We start from the raw sequence: 23,933 nt of genomic DNA, 5'->3' as shown, positions 1-23,933 counted from the left end.
CCCCGGTGCGGGCGCCCCGCGGCGCCCGCCCTACCGTGAGTCCCCGGCGCCCTCCGGCACCCGGCGACGGCGGTCGTAGCGGCGGGCCGCGCGGGCGCGGTTCCCGCAGGAGGGCTTGCACCATTCCTGGCGGCCGTGACGCTTCACGGAGTAACGGACACGCAAGCGTTGGAGGGGGAGTCGTGGGCGCATTGCTCGCGCAGATCAGCGATCTGCACCTGGACGGCGGCGAGAGGGCGACCAGGCGCGCCGTACGCGTCATGGATCACCTTCGGGCGCTGCCCCGCCCCGTCGACGCCCTGCTGGTGACCGGGGACATCGCGGACCACGGGGCGGAGGCGGAGTACGAGGAGGCGGCGAGGATTCTGGCCGCGCCCTTCCCCGTCCTCATGTGCCCCGGCAACCATGACGTGCGGCCCGCGTACCGGAAGGCCCTGCTGGGGGAGGGTCCCGGCGAAGGGGCCGTCAACCGGCTCCATCACCTCGCGGACGTCGCCGTCCTGATGTGTGACTCCACCGTCCCCGGGCGGGACGAAGGGCGCCTCGACGAGCGGACGCTCGCCTGGATCGACGACACCCTCACCGCGCTGCCCGAGGGGAAGCGGGCGCTGATCGCCTTCCACCAGCCGCCGGTCGAACTGCACCACCCGCTGCCGGACTCCGGCATGCTCGAGCGCCCCGGGGATCTGGCGGCCCTTCTCGACGCGCACCCCCAGGTCGTCGCCGTCCTCACGGGGCACGGCCACACCGCGGCGGCGTCCACCTTCGCCGGGCGTCCGCTCCTCGTGGGCCCGGCGGTCACCTGGACGCTGCGCATGCCGTGGGAGGGCGCCAGCCCCGCCGACCGCGACCAGCCTCCCGGCCTCGCCTTCCATGTCCTGGACGACGACGGGCGGCTGACCACGCACTTCCGCGTCGTGCCCTGATCCGGTCCCCGGCTCCGCCGCCGCCCGTGTGTGCGCGGCCGGAGCGGGATCCAGCGGTGCGGGCCGGGCCCGGGGCTTCCGGAACGGGCTCCGCCGGTGCGGACCCGCCCGGGGCCGGCTTCGGGCGGGCAGGCGTGCGTGCAGGCAGGGCAGGCAGGCCGAGCCGGTTTCAGGTGAAGCTTCGGCCCGTCTCGTCGAGGATCTCGTCGATCACCTCGCCCGGCCCCCGCGCCAGGTCCTCCTCGATCCAGATGCGCATCGCCACCCGCAGCGAGGAGAGGAAGGCGGCCGCCAGGACCACCGGGCGCACCGGGCCGTCCCCGGGGCCCTGGCGTACGGCTATGGCGTCCGCCAGATCCCGTTCCAGTGCTGCGTGGTTGCCGAGCTGGCGGGCCAGGAGCGACGGATGGCGCAGGGCCAGTCTCGTGCGCACGGCCCACTCCCGCTCCGGAGGTGCGGCGTGCCCGGAGAACTCCGCCACCGCGGCCCTCAGCGCCGTCCAGGCCGGTTCGGCGGCGGGGCGGTTCCGGACGTTCCGGACCAGCTCCCCGATCATCTGCTCGTCGCCGTAGAGGAGGGCGTCCTCCTTGTTGGTGAAGTAGTTGGAGAACGTCCTGCGGGAGATTCCGGCCGCGTCGGCGACCGCCTCGACCGTCACATGGTCGAAGCCGTGCTCCACCGTCAGTCGCATCGTCGCTTCGTGCACCGCCTGCCGGGTGGCGGCCTTCTTGCGTTCCCGCAGTCCCACAGGGCTCTCCATGGGGCCATTATCTACACCGCGAGAAAAATGCACACTGAGCAAAATTGCTCAGTGTGCATGTACGATGAAGGCTCTTCCCGGCCTTGCCCGCTTCTTCTGCGTTCCCGCCGGGCTCTTCCTCTGGCCCACGGCGACGCGACCGGCCACATCTTCCTGGTCTCGGCGGGTATCGCGGTCGTCGGTGTGATCGCGTCGCTCTTCCTGACCCCGACGAAGCTGCGGGACAGCGTGGACCTGTAGACGCACCGCACGTGCCCCGTACCGGCTGCCGAGAGCAACTGGTGCGGGGCGCGGCCGTGTCCGGCACCGGTCGGGTAGTGTGACCTCTCCCGAGACCGGGACCGACCCCAGGAGGTGAGACCCATTACCGCTTCAGCAGGCTGGGCGCTCACCCCTCGCCGTCGCGTGGCCGATCCGGCCTGAGCGATCGCGGAGCGCCCTCGGTTCACCCCGAAAGGCTCCGCACCATGCAGGAATTCGCCCCACCGCACACCTTCACCTCGCTCGTCACCGCGCTCCGCGCCGCCGGTTGTGTGTTCGCCGAGGACGAGGCGGAACTCCTCCTCTCGACGGCGAGCGGCCCCGCCGAGCTCGCCGCCATGGCCGAGCGCCGCGCCGCCGGCCACCCCCTGGAACACGTGCTCGGCTGGGCCGAGTTCTGCGGACTGCGCATCGCCGTGGACCCCGGGGTCTTCGTGCCCCGCCGGCGCACCGAGTTCCTCGTCCGGCAGGCCGCGGCGCTCGCCCCCGACGCGGCGGTCGTGATCGACCTCTGCTGCGGCTCCGGAGCCCTGGGCACGGCGCTCGCCTCGTCCCTGCGCGACGTCGAACTGCACGCCGCCGACGTCGAACCGGCCGCGGTGCGCTGCGCCCGGCGCAACGTGGGCGGTCTGGGAACCGTCTACGAGGGCGACCTCTTCGCACCGCTGCCCGTCTCGCTGCGCGGACGCGTGGACATCCTGCTCGCCAACGTGCCGTACGTACCGACCGAGGACGTCGGGCTGCTGCCCGCCGAGGCCCGGGACCACGAGCCGCTCGTCGCGCTCGACGGAGGGGGCGACGGGCTGGACGTCATGCGGCGTGTGGTCGCCGAGGCCCCCGGCTGGCTGGCACCGGGCGGCAGTCTGCTGGTCGAGACGAGCGAACGGCAGGCGGCACGCGCCGAGGAGACGGTGGGCGGCAGCGGACTGATCCCGCGCGTCGTCTGCTCCGAGGAGCTGTACGCCACCGTCGTGATCGGGACCCTGGCGCGGTGACCGGACACGGCACCGGCGCACGCTTCAGGTGAAGCTCCAGCGCGTCTGGCCGTACGGATCGCCCTTGGCGAAGCCGAAGGCCGTGCGGGGGGTCACCGCGAAGACCACCGCACGGCCGCCCGCCCCGTTGGAGAACATGCCGTCCGTGACGCCGAAGTGCCACTCGGCGCCGTACTTCGCCTCCCACGCCTCCGCCAGCGCGATCAGCCGCGGCTCCTCCGTCACCCGGGCGGCCCGGCCCTCCACCACGACGTCGAAGCCCTCGTCCAGCGTGTTGGTGCCGGTGGTCAGCACGACCTCCGGATTTCCGGCCAGATTGCGCGCCTTGCGCTCCGAGGGGCCCGTGCAGAAGTGCAGCGCGCCGTTCGACCAGAGGCCGATCAACGGGGTCACGTGCGGGCGGCCGTCGGGGCGCACCGTGGACAGCCAGTACAGCTCGGCGCCCTCCAGCAGCGCGACCGCCTCCGCCCACGGGCGGGCGGTGGCGTCCTCACCGCTGTAGCGGGAGTCCAGGGCGGTGTCGGGGGCGGCGGTGTCCTGCTCCGGCATGGCGGGGCCTCCTGGGGGCGGTGCGGCGGTGTGCGTGGTCCTGTGCCGATCGTGCCCGGGGAGGCCGGACCCCGCTGCCCGGGAAGCGCGCTCGGCGCTCCCTCTCCGGATTCACCCGCACAGGGCTAGGCTCGAAGGGCGGACATGTGTGATCGGCGGGCAGGAGACACGGGATGACGACGGTGCCGGGACGCAGGAGCAGTACGTTCACCCGACTGCTGCGACACGGTTTCACCGATCCGTCGGCCGCCGAACGGCTGCTGGATCTGCCGGAACTCTCCTCCGTACGCGCCGACCCCGTCCTGTTCGACGCCCTCGGGGCCACCGCCGACCCGGATCTCGCCCTGCACAGCCTCGTACGGCTCGTGGAGGCCGAGGAGCCCGGGGAACGGCAGATGCTGCTGGACACCCTCGTCACCGCGAAACCCCTGCGGGACCGCCTGCTCGGGGCCCTCGGGGCCTCCGAGGCGCTCGGGGACCACCTGGCGCGGCACCCCCGGGACTGGCAGGTGCTGGTCACGTACGAGGCCACCGACCTGCACCCCGGGGTTCCCGAGTTCGAGACCATGCTCGGCGACGCCGTCGACCCGGACTCGCTGCGGATCGCCTACCGCAGGTCCCTGTTGTCCATAGCGGCCCGCGACGTGTGCGGGACGACGGACGTCGCCCAGGTCGCCGCCGAGCTCGCCGACCTCGCCACCGCCACCCTGCGGGCCGCGCTCGCCGTCGCGCGCGCCGCCGCGCCCGACGACGCCGCGCAGTGCCGCCTCGCCGTCATCGCGATGGGCAAGTGCGGCGGACACGAGCTGAACTACGTGTCCGACGTCGACGTGATCTTCGTGGGCGAGCCCGTCGCGGGGGCGGACGAGAGCGGCGCGATGCAGGCCGCCACCCGCCTCGCCGCCCACATGATGCGGATCTGCTCCGACACCACCGTCGAGGGCACCATCTGGCCCGTCGACGCCAACCTCCGCCCCGAGGGCCGCAACGGGCCGCTGGTGCGCACCCTCTCCTCCCACCTCGCCTACTACCAGCGCTGGGCCAAGACCTGGGAGTTCCAGGCGCTGCTCAAGGCCCGGCCCGTCGCCGGCGACGCCGAGCTGGGCGCGGAGTACGTCGACGCCGTGTCTCCGCTGGTCTGGCAGGCCGCCGACCGGGAGAACTTCGTCGGCGACGTGCAGAAGATGCGCCGCCGCGTCGTCGACAACATCCCCGTCGACCGGATCGACCGGGAGCTCAAGCTCGGCCCCGGCGGCCTCCGGGACGTCGAATTCGCCGTACAGCTGCTCCAGCTCGTCCACGGCCGCAGTGACAGCACCCTGCACTCGGGATCCACGCTGGAGGCCCTGCGGGCGCTCGCCGACGGCGGCTACGTCGGGCGGGCCGACGCCGCCCAGCTGGACGAGGCCTACCGCTTCCTGCGGGCCATGGAGCACCGCATCCAGCTCTACCGCCTGCGCCGCACACATCTCGTGCCCGAGGACGAGGCCGACCTGCGGCGGCTCGGACGGTCCCTCGGACTGCGCACGGACCCGGTCGCCGAGCTGAACCGCGCCTGGCGGCGGCACGCCTCCGTGGTGCGGCGACTGCACGAGAAGCTCTTCTACCGGCCTCTCCTGGACGCCGTGGCCCAGCTCGCTCCCGGCGAGAGCAGGCTCAGCCCGAAAGCCGCCGTCGTCCGCCTCGAAGCCCTCGGATACGCCGATCCCGCCGCCGCGCTGCGTCACCTGGAAGCCCTGTCGTCCGGGGTGACCCGCAAGGCCGCGATCCAGCGCACGCTCCTGCCGGTGCTGCTCGGCTGGTTCGCGGACTCCGCCGACCCGGACGCCGGGCTGCTGGGCTTCCGGCAGGTGTCCGACGCGCTGGGCAAGACCCCGTGGTATCTGCGGCTCCTGCGCGACGAGGGCGCCGCGGCGGAGAACCTCGCCCGGGTCCTGTCCGCCGGCCGGCTCGCCCCCGACCTGCTGATGCGCGCCCCCGAGGCCGTCGCCATCCTCGGCGACCCCGAAGGGCTGAAACCGCGCGGCCGGGACCACCTGGAACAGGAGGTGCTCGCCGCCGTCGGCCGGGCCCCGGGCGCCGAGACGGCGGTCGCGGTGGCACGCGGGGTGCGGCGGCGCGAGCTGTTCCGGACGACGGCGGCCGACATCATCGGCTCCTACGGCACCGAGGACAGCCCCGCCGAGACGGACCCGGGCGCACTCGTCGACCGGGTCGGCTCCGCCGTCAGCGACCTGAACGCCGCCACGCTCTCCGGCGCCGTGCGTGCCGCAGTGCGGGAGCGGTGGGGCGACACCCTGCCCACCCGCTTCGCCGTCATCGGCATGGGCCGCTTCGGCGGGCACGAGCTGGGCTACGGCTCGGACGCCGACGTCCTGTTCGTGCACGAACCCCGGGAGGGCGTCGGCGACGAGGAGGCCGCCCGGGCCGCGAACACCGTCATCACCGAGATGCGCAGGCTCCTGGAGCTGCCGACCGCCGACCCGCCGCTGCTCATCGACGTCGACCTGCGGCCCGAGGGCAAGACCGGGCCCCTGGTGCGCACCCTGAAGTCGTACGAGGCGTACTACCGCCGCTGGTCCCTGGTCTGGGAGAGCCAGGCGCTGCTGCGCGCCCAGCCAGTGGCCGGCGACGCGGAGCTGGGGCGCACCTTCGTCGAGCTCATCGACCCGCTGCGCTACCCGATGGAGGGGCTCGGCGACGACGCCGTCCGCGAGATCCGGCGGCTCAAGGCACGGATGGAGTCCGAGCGCATGCCGCGCGGGGCCGATCCGACGCTCCACACCAAGCTGGGGCGCGGCGGGCTGAGCGACGTCGAGTGGACCGTGCAGCTGATGCAGATGCAGCACGGCTGGGCGGAACCCGGGCTGCGGACCACGCGTACGAGAGAGGCGCTGGCCGCGGCCTGCGCGGCGGGGCTGATCCCGGCCGAGGAGGCGCAGACGCTCGACGAGGCGTGGGTGCTCGCCTCACGGGTGCGGAACGCCGTGATGCTGGTGCGGGGGCGGCCCGGCGACACGTTCCCCTCGAACCCGCGCGAGCTGGCGGCGGTGGGACGGTACCTCGGATACGAGCCGGGGAACGTGGGCACCATGCTGGACGACTACCGCCGGATCACCAGGCGGGCCCGTGCGGTGGTGGAGGAGCGCTTCTACGGCGCGGCAGGCTGAAGGCCCCACGCCGCCCCGCAGGACCCGGGACCGCCCGCAGGACCAGGGACCGCGCCTCAGTGCTCCTCGGCCATCGGGCGGGCGTGCGCGGCGGGAGGGGCCTGGACCTCCGCCCCGGCCCCGGGCCGCGACGCGGGCGTCCGGCGCGGCCGCAGGCGCAGCCGGGTCCCCCCACGTGACGGCACCCGTCTCGCCAGGCGGTGCGGCAACGCCCCGTACCAGGCGTACGAGAGCACGATGCCGAAGGACAGGCACACCATCCCGCCCACGGCGTCCAGCCAGAAGTGGTTGGCCGTCGCCACGATCACGACCAGCGTGGCGACGGGGTAGAGCAGGCCCAGGATCCGCGCCCACGGTGCGGTGGCCAGAGCGCAGATGGTCAGACCGCACCACAGGGACCAGCCGATGTGCATGGACGGCATGGCCGCGTACTGGTTGGACATGTGCTTGAAGTTGCCCGAGGCCATCGATCCCCAGGTCTGGTGCAGCATCACCGTGTCGATGAAACCGCCGCCGCTCATCAGCCGGGGCGGGGCCAGCGGGAAGAGGTAGTAGCCGAGGAGCGCCACCGCCGTGGTGGCGAAGAGGATCAGACGGGTGGCCGCGTATCTGCCGGGATGGCGGCGGAACAGCCAGACGAGCACACCGATGGTGACGACGAAGTGCAGCGTCGCGTAGTAGTAGTTCATCGACACGATCAGCCATGTCACCGAATTGACGGCCTGGTTGACCGTCTCCTCGAAAGCGAGACCCACCGTGTGCTCGAGGGACCAGATCCAGTCGGCGTTGCGCAGTGCCGCGGCCTTCTGCTCGGGAACCGCGTTGCGCACCAGCGAGTAGAGCCAGTAACTGACCGCGATCAGCAGGATCTCGAACCAGAGGCGCGGCCGGCGGGGGGAACGCAGCGAACGCAGCCGCGGGAGGAAGCCTCCACGCGGGGAGATCGCTTTCGTCGAACCGCACACCGTCGCCCGATCCGCGACAGGTGACGGGGTGGCCGCCGTGCGGTCTTCCTGTGTGGTCACGTGCGATTCACCCATAGGCGCAGAGTCTGCCAGATACGTCCCTCTCTGCCCGATGATCCTCCGGTCGGGTTCCGGTCGCACATCGGCTACTTCACCGACGCGCGCGGGGACCGGAGGAGGGGCCCGGACCCGAAGCAGTTGAACCGCGTACGACCAGTTCGGGCATGAAGACGAACTCGCTGTGCGGAGCGGGCGTGCCGCCGATCTCCTCCAGCAGCGTGCGGACGGCGGCCTGGCCCATCGCCGTCACCGGCTGGCGGATCGTGGTCAGCGGCGGATCGGTGAACGCTATGAGGGGCGAGTCGTCGTAGCCGACCACCGAGAGGTCGCGCGGTACCTCCATCGACAGCCGCCGCGCCGCCCTGATCGCGCCGAGCGCCATCATGTCGCTCGCGCACACCACCGCGGTGCAGCCGCGCTCCATCAGCGCCGAGGCGGCCGCCTGGCCCCCCTCCAGCGTGTACAGGGAGTGCTGGATCAGCTCCTCGACCTCGTCCGGGGTGAGATCCAGCTGCTCCCGCATCGTGGCGTGGAAACCCTCGATCTTCCGGAGCACGGGGACGAAGCGCTTGGGTCCGACCGCCAGGCCGATGCGCTGATGCCCCAGCGCCACCAGATGCGTCACCGCCAGCCGCATCGCGGCGCGGTCGTCGGGGGAGATGAACGGAGCCTGCACCTTGGGGGAGAAGCCGTTGACCAGTACGAAGGGAACGCCCTGGGCCCTCAGTTGCTCGTAGCGCTGCATGTCGGCCGACGTGTCGGCGTGCAGACCTGAGACGAAGATGATGCCCGAGACCCCGCGGTCGACGAGCATCTCGGTGAGCTCGTCCTCGGTGGAGCCGCCCGGCGTCTGGGTCGCCAGCACCGGCGTGTAGCCCTGCCTGGTGAGCGCCTGGCCGATGACCTGGGCCAGCGCGGGAAAGATCGGGTTCTCCAGCTCGGGCGTGATCAGGCCGACGAGACCGGCGCTGCGCCGGCGCAGCCGCACGGGGCGTTCGTAGCCGAGGACGTCGAGCGCCGCGAGGACGGATTCACGGGTGGCCGCTGCGACACCGGGCTTGCCGTTCAGGACTCGGCTGACCGTCGCTTCGCTGACCCCCGCCTGAGTTGCGATATCGGCAAGCCGTGCGGTCATGGCAATGGACTGTACCGGGCGCGTGTCGGATTGCCCACCATGCGCGGTATCCGGGCACTCCGTACCAGCCCTCGCCGCCGCCCGCACCGTGCGCGGCAACATCTTGCAAGCCCTTGCGGGCCTTCTCCGCACACCCTGTGCAGGGGTTCCGACGGGCTCCGTGGCCGCCCTGGCCTGCCATGTGCAGGGAGAAGACCGTTTGGTCAAGAGTCTTGACGGCAACCTTGCGGACACGCCAATGTAACGATCAGCGGTGCTTGCAGAAATCTTCCGCAAAGTCTTTCGGTCGTCTTTCATCCTTGTTACGTTCACGTCGACCCGGCGCCGCGACGGAGCGGTACGGCAGTTGAAGGAGTTCAGATGCGACGTGGCATAACGGCCACCGCCCTGGTCGCGGCCCTGGCGCTCGCGGCTACCGCTTGCGGCAGCGATGACGAGACCGGCGGCAGCAAGAGCTCGGGCGAGCTCTCCGGCACGGTTACGTGGTGGGACACCTCGACCGTCGGCAGTGAGGACAAGGTCTTCAAGAAGATCGCCGAGGGTTTCGAGAAGAAGCACCCGAAGGTCGACGTCAAGTACGTCAACGTCCCCTTCGGTGAGGCGCAGAACAAGTTCAAGAACGCCGCTCAGGCCGGCGCCGGCGCCCCGGACGTCATCCGTTCCGAGGTCGCCTGGACCCCTGAGTTCGCGGACCTCGGCTACCTCGCCCCGCTCGACGGCACCGCCGCGCTGAAGGACCAGGACGACTTCCTGGAGCAGGCCGCCGCGTCGACGAAGTACAAGGACAAGACGTACGCCGTCCCGCAGGTCATCGACTCCATGGGCATCTTCTACAACAAGAAGATCTTCGCCGAGGCCGGCGTCGAGATCCCCAAGACGATCGCCGACCTGAAGACCGTCTCGAAGAAGATCAAGGACAAGACCGGCAAGACCGGTCTCTACCTGCGCGGCGACGACGCGTACTGGTTCCTCTCCTTCCTCTACGGCGAGGGCGGCGACCTGGTCGACGCCGACTCGAAGACCGTCACGGTCGACAAGCCCGAGGGCGTCAAGGCCTTCGAGACCGTCAAGGACCTGGTCGACTCCGGCGCCGCGAAGACCGACGCCACCGACGGCTGGGAGAACATGCAGTCGTCGTTCAAGGACGGCAAGGTCGCGATGATGATCAACGGCCCGTGGGCCGTCGCGGACACGCTGACCGGCAAGGAGTTCACGGACAAGGCCAACCTGGGCATCACCCCGGTGCCGGCCGGTTCGGCCGCGCAGGGCGCCCCGCAGGGTGGCCACAACCTCGCCGTCTACGCGGGCTCCAAGAACCTCGACGCCTCCTACGCCTTCGTCGAGTACATGACCTCGGTCGAGTCCCAGGCGCAGACCGCCGGTGAGCTGAACCTCCTCCCGACCCGCACCTCGGCCTACTCCAAGCAGGAGGCCGCGGACAGCGAGATCGTGCAGTTCTTCAAGCCGGTCGTCGAGACCGCCGTCGAGCGTCCCTGGATCCCGGAGACCGGCAGCCTCTTCGCGCCGCTCGTCACCGAGTACACCAAGGTCCTCACCGGCCAGACCACGCCGGAGAAGGCCGCCTCGGCGACCGGCGACTCCTACCGCAAGCTCCTCAAGGGCTGGAAGTAACTCAGGAAGGCAGGCCGGCTGATGGCTGTCCACACCAGCCAGTCGGTGGCGAAGGCCGCGGGCGACGACGTCGCCCGCGGCCGGAGCCGCGGTACTGGTAACCCCGCTCCACCGAGCAAGTTCCGGCGGGCCATGTCGGTCCACTGGTACGCCTGGACCATGGTCGCCCCGGTCGTGATCGTGATCGGCGTGATCATCGGTTACCCGCTGGTCCGCGGTATCTGGCTGTCGCTGACCGACGCCAACGAGCGCAACGTCGCACGGTCCATCGGCGTCAACGAACTGCCCGCCACCTACGAGTTCGTGGGCGTGGACAACTACGTCGACGCGCTGACGGGTACCCAGTTCCTCGGCACGCTCGGCTGGACGCTGGTGTGGACGGTCTCCTGCGTGGGCATCACCTTCTGCCTGGGCATGGCTCTCGCCAACATCCTCAACCGCCGTATCGTGGGACGTTCCGCCTACCGCATGGCCCTGATCCTGCCCTGGGCCATCCCCGGCTTCGTCTCGGTCTTCGCCTGGCGCTTCCTCTACAACGAGGACCGCGGGCTGCTCAACAAGATCCTGGGCGGCGGCGGCATCGACGGCATACCGTGGCTCAACGACCCCACCTGGGCCAAGTTCTCGGTGATCGCCGTCAACGTCTGGCTCGGCGTGCCGTTCATGATGGTCGCCCTGCTCGGCGGACTGCAGTCGATCCCCTCGGAGCAGTACGAGGCCGCGGAGATGGACGGCGCCACCGCATGGCAGCGCTTCCGTCACATCACGCTTCCCGGCCTGCGCCCGGTGTCCACCACGGTGATCCTGCTCTCCACCATCTGGACCTTCAACATGTTCCCGGTGATCTTCCTGCTGACCCGCGGCGGACCCGGCGAGGCCACCCAGATCCTGGTCACCCAGGCGTACAAATTCTCCTTCGAGATCAGCCCGCGCGACTTCGCGCAGTCCTCCACCTGGGGCGTGCTGATCCTCGTACTCCTGATGCTCTTCGCCGTGGTCTACCGGCGAGTGCTCCGCACGCAGGGAGACAACTGGTGACCACTGTCACGGCACACACCGCACGGCACTCCGCCCGCAAGCCCAAGCTGCGCGGCGACCGCTCGCCGCTCGCGTCCGTGGCCCTGCACCTCACCCTGATCATCGCTTCGGTGATCGCGGTCTTCCCGGTGCTGTGGGTCCTGCTGACCTCGCTGAAGCCCGCCAAGTTCGCGACGACGACGGACTTCTTCAAAGAGACGACGTTCGAGAACTACACGAACCTGATCAAGGACACCGAGTTCCTGACCTGGTTCGGCAACTCCGTGATCATCGCGGCGCTCTCCACCGTCATCGGTGTCTTCGTCTCCGCCACCACCGGCTACGCCGTCAGCCGCTTCCGGTTCCCCGGCAAGCGCGGGCTGATGTGGACGCTGCTGATCACCCAGATGTTCCCGGTCGCCGTCCTCATCGTGCCGATCTACAACATCATGTCGAGCATCGGCCTGCTCAACCAGCCGGCCGGCCTCGTCATCACCTACCTCACCATCTCGGTGCCGTTCTGCGCCTGGATGATGAAGGGCTTCTTCGACACGATCCCGCACGAGATCGACGAGTCGGGACAGGTCGACGGACTCACCCCGTTCGGGACCTTCTGGCGGCTCATCCTGCCGCTGGCCAAGCCCGGCCTCGCCGTCACCGCCTTCTACTCCTTCATCACCGCCTGGGGCGAGGTGGCGTACGCCTCCGCCTTCATGGTCGGCGACGAGAACCTCACGCTCGCCGGCGGACTGCAGAAGTTCGTCAACCAGTACGGAGCCCAGTGGGGCCCGATGACCGCGGCGTCCGTGCTCATCGCCATCCCGGCCGCACTGGTCTTCCTCTTCGCGCAGAAGCACCTGGTCACCGGCATGTCCGCCGGAGCCGTCAAGGGCTGACGCACCCAGTCCCGTACGACCGCACGCAACGTCACGGCGGCGCCGGATCCCCGACCCGGTCCCGGCGCCGCTCCCCACCCAGACACCCCAGGGACGACATGACCCAGCACCTCGCTGCCCCCTCCACCGGCACGTCCGACGACGCCCCGGGCCACCGCACCGGCTGGTGGCAGGACGCGGTGATCTACCAGGTCTATCCACGGAGCTTCGCCGACGGCAACGGCGACGGCATGGGCGACCTCCCGGGCGTCACCGCGCGGCTGCCCTACCTCAGGGACCTCGGTGTCGACGCCGTCTGGCTCAGCCCGTTCTACGCGTCGCCGCAGGCCGACGCGGGGTACGACGTCGCCGACTACCGGGCCATCGACCCGATGTTCGGCACGCTCCTGGACGCCGACGCGCTGATCCGTGAGGCCCACGGTCTGGGCCTGCGCATCATCGTCGACCTGGTGCCGAACCACTCCTCCGACCAGCACGAGTGGTTCAAGCGCGCCCTCGCCGAGGGCCCCGGCTCCGCGCTGCGCGAGCGCTACCACTTCCGTCCCGGCAAGGGCACCGACGGCGAACTTCCGCCCAACGACTGGGAGTCCATCTTCGGCGGACCGGCCTGGACCCGGACCACCGACCCGGACGGCACCCCCGGCGAGTGGTACCTCCACCTCTTCGCGCCCGAGCAGCCCGACTTCAACTGGGAACACCCGGCCGTCGCCGACGAGTTCCGCTCCATCCTGCGCTTCTGGCTCGACATGGGCGTCGACGGCTTCCGCGTCGACGTCGCCCATGGCCTGGTGAAGGCCGAGGGCCTGCCGGACCTCGGGTCCCACGACCAGCTGAAGCTGCTGGGCAACGATGTCATGCCGTTCTTCGACCAGGACGGCGTGCACGAGATCTACCGCAGCTGGCGCACCATCCTCGACGAGTACCCCGGCGACCGCATCCTCGTCGCCGAGGCGTGGACCCCCACCGTCGAGCGCACCGCCAACTACGTGCGTCCCGACGAGATGCACCAGGCCTTCAACTTCCAGTACCTGTCGACCGCCTGGGACGCCGCCGAGCTGCGCGCCGTCATCGACTCCTCGCTCGACGCGATGCGTCCGGTGGGCGCCCCCACCACCTGGGTGCTCTCCAACCACGACGTCACCCGCCACACCACCCGCTTCGCCAACCCGCCGGGCCTGGGCACCCAGATCCGCACCCCCGGTGACCCCGAGCTGGGTCTGCGGCGGGCACGCGCGGCGACCATGCTCATGCTGGCGCTGCCCGGCTCCGCCTACGTCTACCAGGGCGAGGAGCTCGGCCTCCCGGACGTCACCGACCTGCCCGACGAGGCCCGTCAGGACCCGTCGTTCTTCCGCGCCGAAGGCCAGGACGGCTTCCGCGACGGCTGCCGGGTGCCGATCCCCTGGACCCGTGAGGGCAGCTCGTACGGCTTCGGCGGCGGCAGCAGCTGGCTGCCGCAGCCGGACAGCTGGGGCGCGCTCTCCGTGGAGGCGCAGACCGGTGTGGAGGGCTCCACGCTGGAGCTGTACCGCGCCGCGATCGCCGCACGGCGCGAGCACCCGGGGCTCGGCGCCGGCACCGAAGTGCGGTGGCTGGACGCCCCCGAGGGCGTGCTGGCCGTCGGACGCCCCGGCTTCGTCTGCACCGTCAACACCACCGGTGCACCGGTACGCGTCACGGTCCCCGGCACCCTGCTGCTCGCCAGCGCCCCGGTGACCGTCGACGGCGACACCTTCGAGCTGCCCGCCGACACCACGGTGTGGTGGACGGTGTGACCGTCCCCGCACCCAGGACCGGACCGGCGCTGCGGCTCTCCGACATCGCCGGTCAGGCCGCGGTCAGCGAGGCCACCGTCAGCCGGGTGCTGAACGGGAAGCCGGGCGTCGCGGACACCACGCGTCAGCGGGTGCTCGCGGCGCTCGACATCCTTGGTTACGAACGCCCCGTGCGGCTGCGGCAGCGCAGTGCCGGGCTGATCGGGCTGGTGACACCCGAGCTCACCAACCCGATCTTCCCGGCGTTCGCCCAGTCCGTGGAGCAGGTGCTCGCGGGGCACGGCTACACGCCCGTGCTCTGCACCCAGCTGCCCGGCGGCGCCACCGAGGACGAACTGGTCGAACAGCTCGTCGAGCGTGGCGTCGGCGGCATCGTCTTCCTGTCCGGGCTGCACGCCGACACCTCGGCGGACCCGGCGCGCTACGCCGCGCTCACCGACCGGGGCGTGCCGTTCGTCCTGATCAACGGCTACAACGAGCGCATCAGCGCCCCGTTCGTCTCGCCCGACGACCAGGCGGCCGTCCGGATGGCCGTCAGCCACCTCGCGGAGCTGGGACACCGGCGGATCGGCCTGGCCATCGGGCCGCAGCGCTACGTGCCCTCCCGGCGCAAGCGCGACGGCTTCGTGGACGCGGCAGTGTCCGTGCTGGGCATGGACCGGAGCGAGGCCGAACTCCTGGTGTGCTCGACCCTGTTCGGCGTCGAGGGCGGCCAGGTCGCGGCCGGGGCCCTGCTCGACCGCGGCTGCACCGGAATCGTCTGCGGCAGCGACCTGATGGCGCTCGGCGTCGTCAGAGCGGCCCGGGGGAGAGGCCTCGACGTCCCGCGGGACGTCTCCGTCGTCGGCTTCGACGACTCGCAGCTCATCGCCTTCACCGACCCGCCCCTGACCACCGTGCGCCAGCCGGTGCAGGCGATGGCGGCGGCGGCGGTGGGCGCCCTGCTGGAGGAGATCGGCGGCAGTCCCGTGCAGCGCACGGAGTACGTCTTCCAGCCGGAGCTGGTGGTCCGCGGCTCCACCGCGGCGGTGCGGGGCGCCTGAACGGGCGCGGCAGGGATGTGCGGGGCGCCTGAACGGGCGCGGCAGGGGGATGTGCGGGGCCGGGTCCGGAGGGGGGACGCGGCCCCGCACACGCGTCCCGGTGCCTCCGCCTCCGCCCGGCCCGGCAGAGCGGTCTCCGGCAGCGCCGGTCTCCGCAGCGCTCAGCGGGGGTTCGGCTGGTCGATCCGCGCCCTGGACGCAGACAGGGCGCCCGTCGGACGCCGGGAATCTCCGTGGGCCGTCCGCGCCGGGCCCTGTAACGTGGTGATCTTCGGCCGGCGCGACCGGCCGGAGTCCCTAAGGCGACAGCCCATGAACCGTTCCGGCCGCACCCCGTCCCGCCTCCGCCTCGAAGCCGCACTGCACGACCTCTCGGTCGTCTTCCGAGGCATGACGGCCATCCCGGACGAGAACAACTGCGAGTGCCACTGGGGCAGCGCCGAAGACCTCGCCGCGCTCAAGACCCCGGACGTGGAACTCGACCCCGACCTGCTGCGGCGCGCCTGGCAGGCGACCGACTGGCGCGATCACGGAGCCGTACTGCGCCGCGTCCTGCCCCAGTTCGCGACAGCCCTCGTCGCGGGCGAGGTGGTTCCGCTCTTCGACATGGGGGACGTCGGCCAGTCCTTCGGGCGGGGCACGTGGCAGCGGTGGCCCGCCGGCCAGGCCGGCCCCGTGCGGGAGTTCCTGCACGCGTGGTGGGCCGACAGCCTGGTGACGCCCGACCCGGCCGTACCGGCGTACGAGGTCTTCGCCCTGTGTGCCGAAGCCTCGGGCACGGTGGCCCCGTGGCTCTCCGTGTGGGAGGGAACGGACCACCCCACGGCCGACGCGCGGCTGGTGGAGGCCGTGAACCGGTGGGAGTACGACCTGCTGGGAGACGAACTCCCCTGGTTCGCCCGGGAGGACGACGAGAAGCGGACAGGTGAGCTGAGCGCCTGGCTGGCCGTACACGCCCCCGCGAGGCTCCGCTCCCAGGGCGCTTCGGCCGAACTGCTCCACTGCGTACGCCTGCTCGGCCTGTCCGGCTCCGCGCGCTGGGAGGACCCGCACTGGCCCGGCCACACCTACTGAGCCGGACCGCCGACGTCCGTCCGCGCAGCGTGATCCATGCGTCGGTGGGAGGTGGCGGACGCGGAACGGCCCGATTCGGGGGGCCGGGCGGTCCGTAGCCTCACAATGACGGCTTCCGTCGCGGAGAGGCCCCGGCGTCGGCCCAGGATGGGCCGGCGGGGAAGCGACGTCGGGGCCTCTCCGTGGCGTGACCGGCCCGGCCGGCCGGGCGCGTGGGGCCCGGCGGACCGGACCCCCGGCCGGCCGGGCCGGAGTCGGGACGAACTTAACAGGCACGCAATATTTTGCGTAAGACCTTGCAGGGAGAAATCTCCAGCATTTCCAGGATGTGATCGGGATGTAATCACGTCATGTCCAGGGGGTTGACCAGGGCAGGCAGTGCTCGTACGGTCTGCTGCGCACAGGCTTTTTGCATCCTTGCTGCAAGAACCTGCATGAGCCTTGAGGGCACGGCGCGTTGCCACGTGAGGCTGCTCCGCCATCCCCGCACTTCCCCCACCGCAGGAGGAAAGTCATGGCACGCAGACCCTTGTCTGGCGCGCTCGCCCTCACCATGGGTGCCGCAGTCCTCGCCCTCCCCACCGGGCTCGGAGCCGCCGGAACCGCCCAGGCCGCGCCGCCGGGCGCGAAGGACGTCACCGCGGTGATGTTCGAGTGGAAGTTCGCCTCCGTGGCCCAGGCCTGTACGGACAGCCTCGGCCCCGCGGGGTACGGCTTCGTCCAGGTCTCCCCGCCCCAGGAGCACATCCAGGGCAGCCAGTGGTGGACCTCGTACCAGCCGGTCAGCTACAAGATCGCCGGACGCCTCGGTGACCGTACGGCCTTCGCGAACATGGTGAACACCTGCCATTCGGCCGGTGTGAAGGTCATCGCCGACTCGGTCATCAACCACATGTCGGCCGGCTCCGGCACCGGAACGGGCGGCTCCTCGTACACCAAGTACGACTACCCGGGCGTCTACTCGGTCAGCGACATGAACGACTGCCAGTCGCAGATCAGCAACTACGGCGACCGGGGCAACGTCCAGAACTGCGAACTGGTCGGCCTCGCCGACCTGGACACGGGCGAGGACTACGTACGCGGCAAGATCGCCGGGTACCTCAACGACCTGCTCTCCCTGGGCGTCGACGGCTTCCGCATCGACGCCGCCAAGCACATGCCGGCCGCCGACCTCGCGAACATCAAGTCGCGGCTGAGCAACACCGGCGTCTACTGGAAGCACGAGGCCATCCACGGCGCGGGCGAGGCCGTCTCGCCGTCCGAGTACCTCGGCAGCGGTGACGTCCAGGAGTTCCGCTACGGCCGCAGCCTCAAGCAGGTCTTCAACAACGAGAACCTCGCCAACCTGAAGAACTTCGGCGAGGGCTGGGGCTTCATGGAGTCCGGCAAGTCCGCCGTCTTCGTCGACAACCACGACACCGAGCGCGGCGGCGACACCCTGAACTACAAGGACGGCGCCAACTACACCCTGGCCAGCGTCTTCATGCTCGCCTATCCGTACGGTTCCCCGGACGTCCACTCCGGCTACGAGTGGTCCGACAAGGACGCCGGCCCGCCCAACGGCGGGCAGGTCAGCGCCTGTTACAGCGGTGGCTGGAAGTGCCAGCACGCCTGGCGCGAGATCTCGTCGATGGTCGGCTTCCGCAACACCGCCCGCGGTGAGGCCGTCTCCAACTGGTGGGACAACGGCGGCGACCAGATCGCCTTCGGCCGGGGCTCCAAGGCGTACGTCGCCATCAACCACGAGGGCTCCTCGCTGAGCCGGACGTTCCAGACGTCGCTGCCCGCCGGCGACTACTGCGACGTACAGACGGGGAACGGCGTCACGGTGAACGGCTCCGGCCAGTTCACCGCCACCCTCGCCGCCAACACCGCCCTGGCCCTGCACACCGGCGCCCGCACCTGCACCGGTGGCGGAACGACCCCCGGCCCCGGTACGGGGGACTCCGGTGTCACCTTCGGCGTCAACGCCACCACCCAGCTCGGCCAGAACATCTACGTCACCGGCAACCAGGCCGCGCTGGGCAACTGGGCCCCCGGCAGCGCGCTCAAGCTCGACCCGGCGACGTACCCCGTCTGGAAGCTCGACGTCGCCCTGCCCGCCGGTACGTCCTTCGAGTACAAGTACCTGCGCAAGGACGCGAGCGGCAACGTCACCTGGGAGAGCGGCGCCAACCGCACCGGCACCGTGCCGTCCTCCGGCAAGGTCACGCTGACCGGCGACGTCTGGCGCAGCTGACCCCACACCACCGGCGGGCCGGAGGCGCGTCCCGCGTCCCCGGCCCGCCGCTTCGCACCGCACGATCCCCGAAAGCCGAGGAGTACCCGCCCGTGTCCCGAACCACCCTCCGGCGGGGAGCCGTAGCCGCACTGTGCGCGGCGCTGCTGCCCGTCGTGCCGGCGGCCACCGCGTCCGCCGCGCCCAGACCTCCGTCCCCGCCCTCGGACGCGAAGCTCGCGAAGGAACCGGCCAGGCACGACCTGACCCGCGAGCAGTTCTACTTCGTGCTGCCCGACCGCTTCGCCGACGGCGACACCTCCAACAACCGGGGCGGCCTGACCGGCTCCCGGCTGGAGACCGGTTACGACCCCACGGACAAGGGGTTCTACCAGGGCGGCGACCTCAAGGGCCTCACCCAGAAGCTCGACTACGTCAAGGGGCTCGGCACCACCGCGATCTGGCTCGCGCCGATCTTCAAGAACCGCCCCGTGCAGGGCACCGGCGACAACGCGTCCGCGGGCTACCACGGCTACTGGATCACCGACTTCACCCAGGTCGACCCGCACTTCGGCACCAACGCGGACCTCACGAAACTGATCGACAAGGCCCACGCCAAGGGCATGAAGGTCTTCTTCGACGTCATCACCAACCACACCGCCGACACCGTCGACTACGCCGAGAAGAAGTACGGCTACAAGCCGAAGGGCGCCTTCCCGTACCTCGACGAGGACGGCCGGCCCTTCGACGACACCCAGGGCGTCGAGGAGGTGGACGCCGACTCCTTCCCGTACAACCCGGTGAACACGGGGAAGAAGGTCCCGTCCTGGCTCAACGACACCACGATGTACCACAACAGGGGTGACTCGACCTACGCGGGCGAGTCCACCGAGTACGGGGACTTCTCCGGGCTCGACGACCTGTGGACCGAGCGCCCCGAGGTCGTCTCCGGCATGGAGAAGATCTACGAGAAGTGGGTCCGCGACTTCGACATCGACGGCTTCCGCATCGACACCGTCAAGCATGTCGACCTCGACTTCTGGACCCAGTGGGCCACCGCGCTCGACGGCTACGCGGCGAAGCACGGCCGGGACGACTTCTTCATGTTCGGCGAGGTCTACTCCGCCGACACCGCGATCACCTCGCCCTACGTCACCCGGGGCAGGCTCGACGCCACGCTCGACTTCCCCTTCCAGGAAGCCGCCCGCCAGTACGCCTCCCAGGGCGCCCCGGCCTCGAAGCTCGCCTCGGTCTACGCGGACGACTACCGCTACACCACCGACAAGGCCAACGCCTACGAGCAGGTGACCTTCCTCGGCAACCACGACATGGGCCGCATCGGCACCTTCCTGAAGCAGGACAACCCGAAGGCCTCCGACGCCGAGCTCCTGAACCGCGCCCGCCTCGCCAACGAGCTGATGTTCCTCGGCCGCGGCAACCCGGTGATCTACTACGGCGACGAGCAGGGCTACACCGGTGCGGGCGGCGACAAGGACGCCCGTCAGACGATGTTCGCCTCGAAGACCGCCGACTACCTCGACGACGACCAGATCGGCACCGACCGCACGCACGCCTCCGACGCGTACGACGCCACGCACCCGCTCTACCGGTCCATAGCGGCCCTGTCGAAGCTCACCCGTGAGCACCCGGCCCTGCGCGACGGCACCCAGACCGAGCGCTACGCCGAGGGCTCCGTCCACGCCTTCTCGCGGACGGACAGCAAGCGCCCGTACGAATACCTCGTGGCCACGAACAACAGCACCGAGGCGAAGACCGTCGAGCTCGCCACCGAGTCGGCCGGCATGACCTTCCGGACCCTGTACGGCGGTTCCGGCACGGTCCGCAGCGCCGCCGACAGGACCGTCGAGGTCACCGTGCCCGCGCTGTCCAGCATCGTGCTCCGCGCCGACAAGCAGCTCGGCACCCCCGCCACCAAGCCCTCGGTCACCCTGAAGGCACCGGCCGCCGGGGCCACCGGCACCGTCGAGCTCACCGCCGACGTGGACGGCGGCGACCTGAACCGCGTCGTCTTCGCCGCGCAGACCGGCAACGGCAAGTGGGTCACGCTCGGCTCAGCCGACCACGCCCCGTACAAGGTCACCCAGCACCTGGACCGGTCGGTGAAGGCCGGCACCGCGCTGCGCTACAAGGCCGTCGTCGTCGACCGCGCCGGACGCACCGCAGGCGCCCTCGCCTCCACGACCGCGGGCCAGGCCCCGGCCGCCCCGAAGCCCGTGGCCGTCGACCGTGACCAGGCCGTCGTGCACTACAAGCGGGCCGACGGCGACTACGAGGGCTGGCAGCTGAAGTCCGGCGACACCACCGCCGACTTCATCGGCCGGGACGCCTACGGAGCCTTCGCCTGGATCGACCTCGCCGAGGGCGCGTCCTCCGTGCCGTACACCGTCGTCAAGGACGGCACCGCCGACGGCCCCGAGCGCACCGTCGACCTCGCGAAGACCGGCCAGGTCTGGGTCGAGCAGGGCAAGGACGGGCAGGCCACCGAGGCACCCGAGACCGCCCCGCAGGACACGGGCAAGGCCGTCCTGCACTACCACCGCGCCGACGGCGACTACGCCGGCTGGGGCCTGCACACCTGGACCGGGGCGGCCTCGCCCACGGACTGGGCCAAGCCGCTGGAACCGGTGAAGACCGACGCCTACGGCGTGACCTTCGAGGTCCCGCTCACCGACGGCGCCACCTCGCTCAGCTACATCCTCCACAAGGGCGACGAGAAGGACCTCCCGAGCGACCAGTCCCTGGACATCGCCTCCTACGGCCACGAGGTCTGGATGCTCGGCGGGAAGCCCGGCTACCTGCTGCCGCAGACCGGCGGCGCGCCCACGCTCGACCTCACCAAGGCCGAGGCGCAGTGGATCGACGCGAACACCGTGGTCTGGAAGGTCAAGGCGACCGACGCCACCAGCCAGCAGCTCGTGTACGCGAAGAACGGCGGGATCTCCGTCGTCGACGGCGCCCTGTCCGACGAGGGGCAGTGGCTGCGGCTCGGTGCCACCGAACTCACCGACGCGCAGAAGGCGAAGTACCCGCACCTGAAGGACTATCCGGCGTTCACCGTTGACACCCGGGACCGGGACCGCGTCGTCACGTCCCTCCGCGGCCAGCTGATCGCCACCCAGCGTGCCGCGAACGGCGCCCTGCTCGCCGCCACCGGCGTACAGACCGCCGGTGTGCTGGACGAGCTGTACGGGAAGGCCGCGAGCGGCTCCGCGCTCGGCCCCGTCTTCCGCAAGGGCAGCCCGACGCTCTCCGTCTGGGCACCCACCGCGCGGACCGTCTCCCTCGAACTCGACGGGAAGAGCGTCCCGATGCGGCGCGACGACCGCACCGGCGTCTGGTCGGTCACCGGCCCCAGGAGCTGGAACGGCAAGCCCTACCGCTACGCGGTCCAGGTCTGGGCGCCCACCGTCCAGAAGCTGGTCACCAACAAGGTCACCGACCCCTACTCCACCGCACTCACCGCCGGCTCCGCCCGCAGCCTCGTCGTCGACCTCGACGACCCGAAGCTCGCCCCGAGCGGCTGGTCCGGCCTGAAGAAGCCCGCCGCGGTGCCGCTGCGGGACGCACAGATCCAGGAACTGCACGTCCGCGACTTCTCGGTCACGGACACCACGTCGAAGCACCCCGGTGAGTACCTCGCCTTCACCGACACCCGCTCCGACGGCATGAAGCACCTCGAGGAGCTCGCGGACTCCGGCACCAGCTACGTGCACCTGCTGCCCGTCTTCGACATCGGGACCATCCCCGAGAAGAAGTCCGACCAGCAGAAGCCCGCCTGCGACCTCTCCGTCTACGCCCCCGACTCCGAGGAGCAGCAGGCCTGCGTCACCAAGGCCGCCGCCAAGGACGCCTTCAACTGGGGCTACGACCCGCTGCACTACACCGTCCCCGAGGGCTCCTACGCCTCCGACCCCGACGGCACCAAGCGCACCACCGAGTTCCGCCAGATGGTCCAGGGGCTCAACAAGGCCGGACTGCGCACCGTCATGGACGTCGTCTACAACCACACCGTCGCCTCCGGCCAGGACGACAAGTCCGTCCTCGACAAGATCGTGCCCGGCTACTACCAGCGGCTCCTGGAGGACGGCACCGTCGCCACCTCGACCTGCTGCGCCAACACCGCGCCCGAGAACACCATGATGGGCAAGCTCGTCGTCGACTCGGTCGTCACCTGGGCGAAGGAGTACAAGGTCGACGGCTTCCGCTTCGACCTGATGGGCCACCACCCCAAGGCCAACATCCTCGCGGTCCGCAAGGCCCTCGACGAGCTGACCGTCGCCGAGGACGGCGTCGACGGCAAGAAGATCATCCTGTACGGCGAGGGCTGGAACTTCGGCGAGATCGCCGACGACGCCCGCTTCGTCCAGGCCACCCAGAAGAACATGGCCGGCACCGGGATCGCCACCTTCTCCGACCGGGCCCGCGACGCCGTCCGCGGCGGCGGCCCCTTCGACGAGGACCCCGGCGTCCAGGGCTTCGCCTCCGGTCTCTACACCGACCCCAACACGTCGTCCGCCAACGGCACCGAGGCCGAACAGAAGGCCCGGCTGCTCCACTACCAGGACCTGATCAAGGTCGGTCTCACCGGCAACCTGGCCGACTACACCTTCACCGACACCCAGGGCCGTACGGTCAAGGGCTCGGCCGTCGACTACAACGGAGCCCCCGCCGGATACGCGGCGGTCCCCGGTGACGCCCTCGCCTACGCCGACGCACACGACAACGAGACCCTCTACGACGCCCTCGCCTTCAAGCTCCCGGCGGACACCACGCCCGCCGAACGGTCCCGCATGCAGGTCCTGGCGATGGCGACCGCGGTGCTCTCGCAGGGGCCCGCGCTCTCCCAGGCGGGCACCGACCTGCTGCGCTCCAAGTCGCTCGACCGCAACTCCTACGACAGCGGTGACTGGTTCAACGTGCTGAACTGGGACTGCCGCAAGGGGAACGGCTTCGGCCGGGGGCTGCCGCCCGCCGCCGACAACCAGCCCAAGTGGTCCTACGGCAAGCCGCTGCTGTCCTCCGCGGCGCTCACCCCCGGGTGCGCGGAGATCACCGGTGCGTCCACCGCGTACCAGGACCTGCTCACGATCCGCACCACGGAGAAGGACTTCGGTCTTTCCACCACCGCGCAGGTGCAGGAAGCCCTCTCCTTCCCGCTCTCCGGGAAGGACGAGACCCCCGGCGTGATCACGATGCGCCTGGGTGACCTGGTCGTCGTCCTGAACGCCACCCCGCAGACGCAGAGCCAGGAGGTCTCCGGCCTGGCCGGGAAGGCGTACGCCCTGCACCCCGTCCAGGCGGCGGGCTCGGACGCCACGGTCAAGAAGGCCTCGTACGAAGGGAAGTCGGGCAGCTTCACCGTCCCGGGACGCACGGTCGCCGTGTTCTCCGCGCGCTGACGCACCCACCTCACCGGCCGGCCCCGGCTCCCCGCCC

16 protein-coding genes and 1 pseudogene are annotated in these 23,933 nt (G+C 70.8%); 12 read left to right on the top strand and 5 right to left on the bottom strand.

The window, feature by feature from the left end; translation table 11 throughout:
• Window positions 1–30: 30 nt before the first annotated feature.
• Window positions 31–159: pseudogene (locus tag ACFYQ6_RS02250) on the bottom strand (CGNR zinc finger domain-containing protein); the annotation flags it as partial.
• A gap of 23 nt (window positions 160–182) precedes the next feature.
• Here ACFYQ6_RS02250 and ACFYQ6_RS02245 point away from each other — a divergent pair.
• A complete protein-coding gene (locus tag ACFYQ6_RS02245) occupies window positions 183–926 on the top strand; it encodes a metallophosphoesterase (protein WP_361570597.1) in 744 nt (247 codons plus the stop codon).
• Window positions 927–1,095: 169 nt separating this feature from the next.
• On the opposite strand, the gene ACFYQ6_RS02240 is transcribed toward ACFYQ6_RS02245, so the two are convergent.
• Window positions 1,096–1,686: a TetR family transcriptional regulator gene (locus ACFYQ6_RS02240; protein ID WP_361570594.1), complete on the bottom strand. Its 591-nt coding sequence runs from the start codon at window positions 1,684–1,686 to the stop codon at window positions 1,096–1,098.
• Between the two features lie 57 nt (window positions 1,687–1,743).
• Here ACFYQ6_RS02240 and ACFYQ6_RS02235 point away from each other — a divergent pair, with 57 nt between their 5' ends.
• Together ACFYQ6_RS02235 and ACFYQ6_RS02230 are read left to right on the top strand one after the other, a co-directional pair.
• Complete coding sequence (locus tag ACFYQ6_RS02235; protein WP_388760960.1) at window positions 1,744–1,926, top strand: hypothetical protein; 183 nt, start codon at window positions 1,744–1,746, stop codon at window positions 1,924–1,926.
• A gap of 227 nt (window positions 1,927–2,153) precedes the next feature.
• A complete protein-coding gene (locus tag ACFYQ6_RS02230) occupies window positions 2,154–2,942 on the top strand; it encodes a putative protein N(5)-glutamine methyltransferase (protein ID WP_361570591.1) in 789 nt (262 codons plus the stop codon).
• Between the two features lie 24 nt (window positions 2,943–2,966).
• Here ACFYQ6_RS02230 and ACFYQ6_RS02225 read toward each other — a convergent pair whose 3' ends face one another.
• A complete protein-coding gene (locus tag ACFYQ6_RS02225; RefSeq protein WP_361570588.1) occupies window positions 2,967–3,491 on the bottom strand; it encodes a pyridoxamine 5'-phosphate oxidase family protein in 525 nt (174 codons plus the stop codon).
• 173 nt (window positions 3,492–3,664) lie between these two features.
• Between ACFYQ6_RS02225 and ACFYQ6_RS02220 the strand changes: the two genes are divergently transcribed.
• Complete coding sequence (locus ACFYQ6_RS02220) at window positions 3,665–6,661, top strand: bifunctional [glutamine synthetase] adenylyltransferase/[glutamine synthetase]-adenylyl-L-tyrosine phosphorylase (protein ID WP_388759862.1); 2,997 nt, start codon at window positions 3,665–3,667, stop codon at window positions 6,659–6,661.
• Between the two features lie 56 nt (window positions 6,662–6,717).
• On the opposite strand, the gene ACFYQ6_RS02215 is transcribed toward ACFYQ6_RS02220, so the two are convergent.
• Entirely contained in the window at window positions 6,718–7,686 is a 969-nt protein-coding gene (locus ACFYQ6_RS02215) for a phosphatase PAP2 family protein (protein ID WP_388759859.1), read from the bottom strand.
• Window positions 7,687–7,777: 91 nt separating this feature from the next.
• Entirely contained in the window at window positions 7,778–8,821 is a 1,044-nt protein-coding gene (locus tag ACFYQ6_RS02210; protein WP_356735734.1) for a LacI family DNA-binding transcriptional regulator, read from the bottom strand.
• 360 nt (window positions 8,822–9,181) lie between these two features.
• Between ACFYQ6_RS02210 and ACFYQ6_RS02205 the strand changes: the two genes are divergently transcribed.
• The 8 genes from ACFYQ6_RS02205 to pulA all read left to right on the top strand — a co-directional run bounded on the left by ACFYQ6_RS02205 (window position 9,182) and on the right by pulA (window position 23,896).
• Entirely contained in the window at window positions 9,182–10,453 is a 1,272-nt protein-coding gene (locus ACFYQ6_RS02205; RefSeq protein ID WP_361570579.1) for an extracellular solute-binding protein, read from the top strand.
• A 21-nt stretch (window positions 10,454–10,474) separates the two neighbouring features.
• On the top strand, window positions 10,475–11,491 hold the full coding sequence (locus ACFYQ6_RS02200) for a carbohydrate ABC transporter permease (protein WP_388759855.1): 1,017 nt from the start codon (window positions 10,475–10,477) through the stop codon (window positions 11,489–11,491).
• Complete coding sequence (locus tag ACFYQ6_RS02195) at window positions 11,488–12,366, top strand: carbohydrate ABC transporter permease (RefSeq protein WP_361570573.1); 879 nt, start codon at window positions 11,488–11,490, stop codon at window positions 12,364–12,366. The genes ACFYQ6_RS02200 and ACFYQ6_RS02195 overlap by 4 nt, the downstream gene beginning before the upstream one ends.
• Before the next feature lie 98 nt (window positions 12,367–12,464).
• Window positions 12,465–14,141, top strand: a complete 1,677-nt coding sequence (locus tag ACFYQ6_RS02190) for a glycoside hydrolase family 13 protein (protein WP_361570571.1) — start codon at window positions 12,465–12,467, stop codon at window positions 14,139–14,141.
• The gene (locus ACFYQ6_RS02185) at window positions 14,126–15,184 is read left to right on the top strand and encodes a LacI family DNA-binding transcriptional regulator (RefSeq protein WP_361570568.1); all 1,059 of its coding nucleotides are present in this window, start codon (window positions 14,126–14,128) and stop codon (window positions 15,182–15,184) included. The genes ACFYQ6_RS02190 and ACFYQ6_RS02185 overlap by 16 nt, the downstream gene beginning before the upstream one ends.
• Window positions 15,185–15,496: 312 nt before the next feature.
• On the top strand, window positions 15,497–16,258 hold the full coding sequence (locus ACFYQ6_RS02180) for a hypothetical protein (RefSeq protein WP_361570566.1): 762 nt from the start codon (window positions 15,497–15,499) through the stop codon (window positions 16,256–16,258).
• Between the two features lie 514 nt (window positions 16,259–16,772).
• Window positions 16,773–18,497 (top strand): carbohydrate-binding module family 20 domain-containing protein, encoded by a 1,725-nt coding sequence (locus ACFYQ6_RS02175; protein WP_388759850.1) that lies wholly within the window; start codon window positions 16,773–16,775, stop codon window positions 18,495–18,497.
• Window positions 18,498–18,589: 92 nt separating this feature from the next.
• The gene (gene pulA, locus ACFYQ6_RS02170) at window positions 18,590–23,896 is read left to right on the top strand and encodes a pullulanase-type alpha-1,6-glucosidase (protein WP_388759848.1); all 5,307 of its coding nucleotides are present in this window, start codon (window positions 18,590–18,592) and stop codon (window positions 23,894–23,896) included.
• The last annotated feature ends 37 nt before the right edge of the window (window positions 23,897–23,933 follow it).

This window comes from Streptomyces sp. NPDC005494 (assembly GCF_042872025.1).
GTDB lineage: Bacteria > Actinomycetota > Actinomycetes > Streptomycetales > Streptomycetaceae > Streptomyces.
Note: the sequence above shows the minus strand (reverse complement) of the source record. Positions and strands in the feature narration are given on the sequence as shown.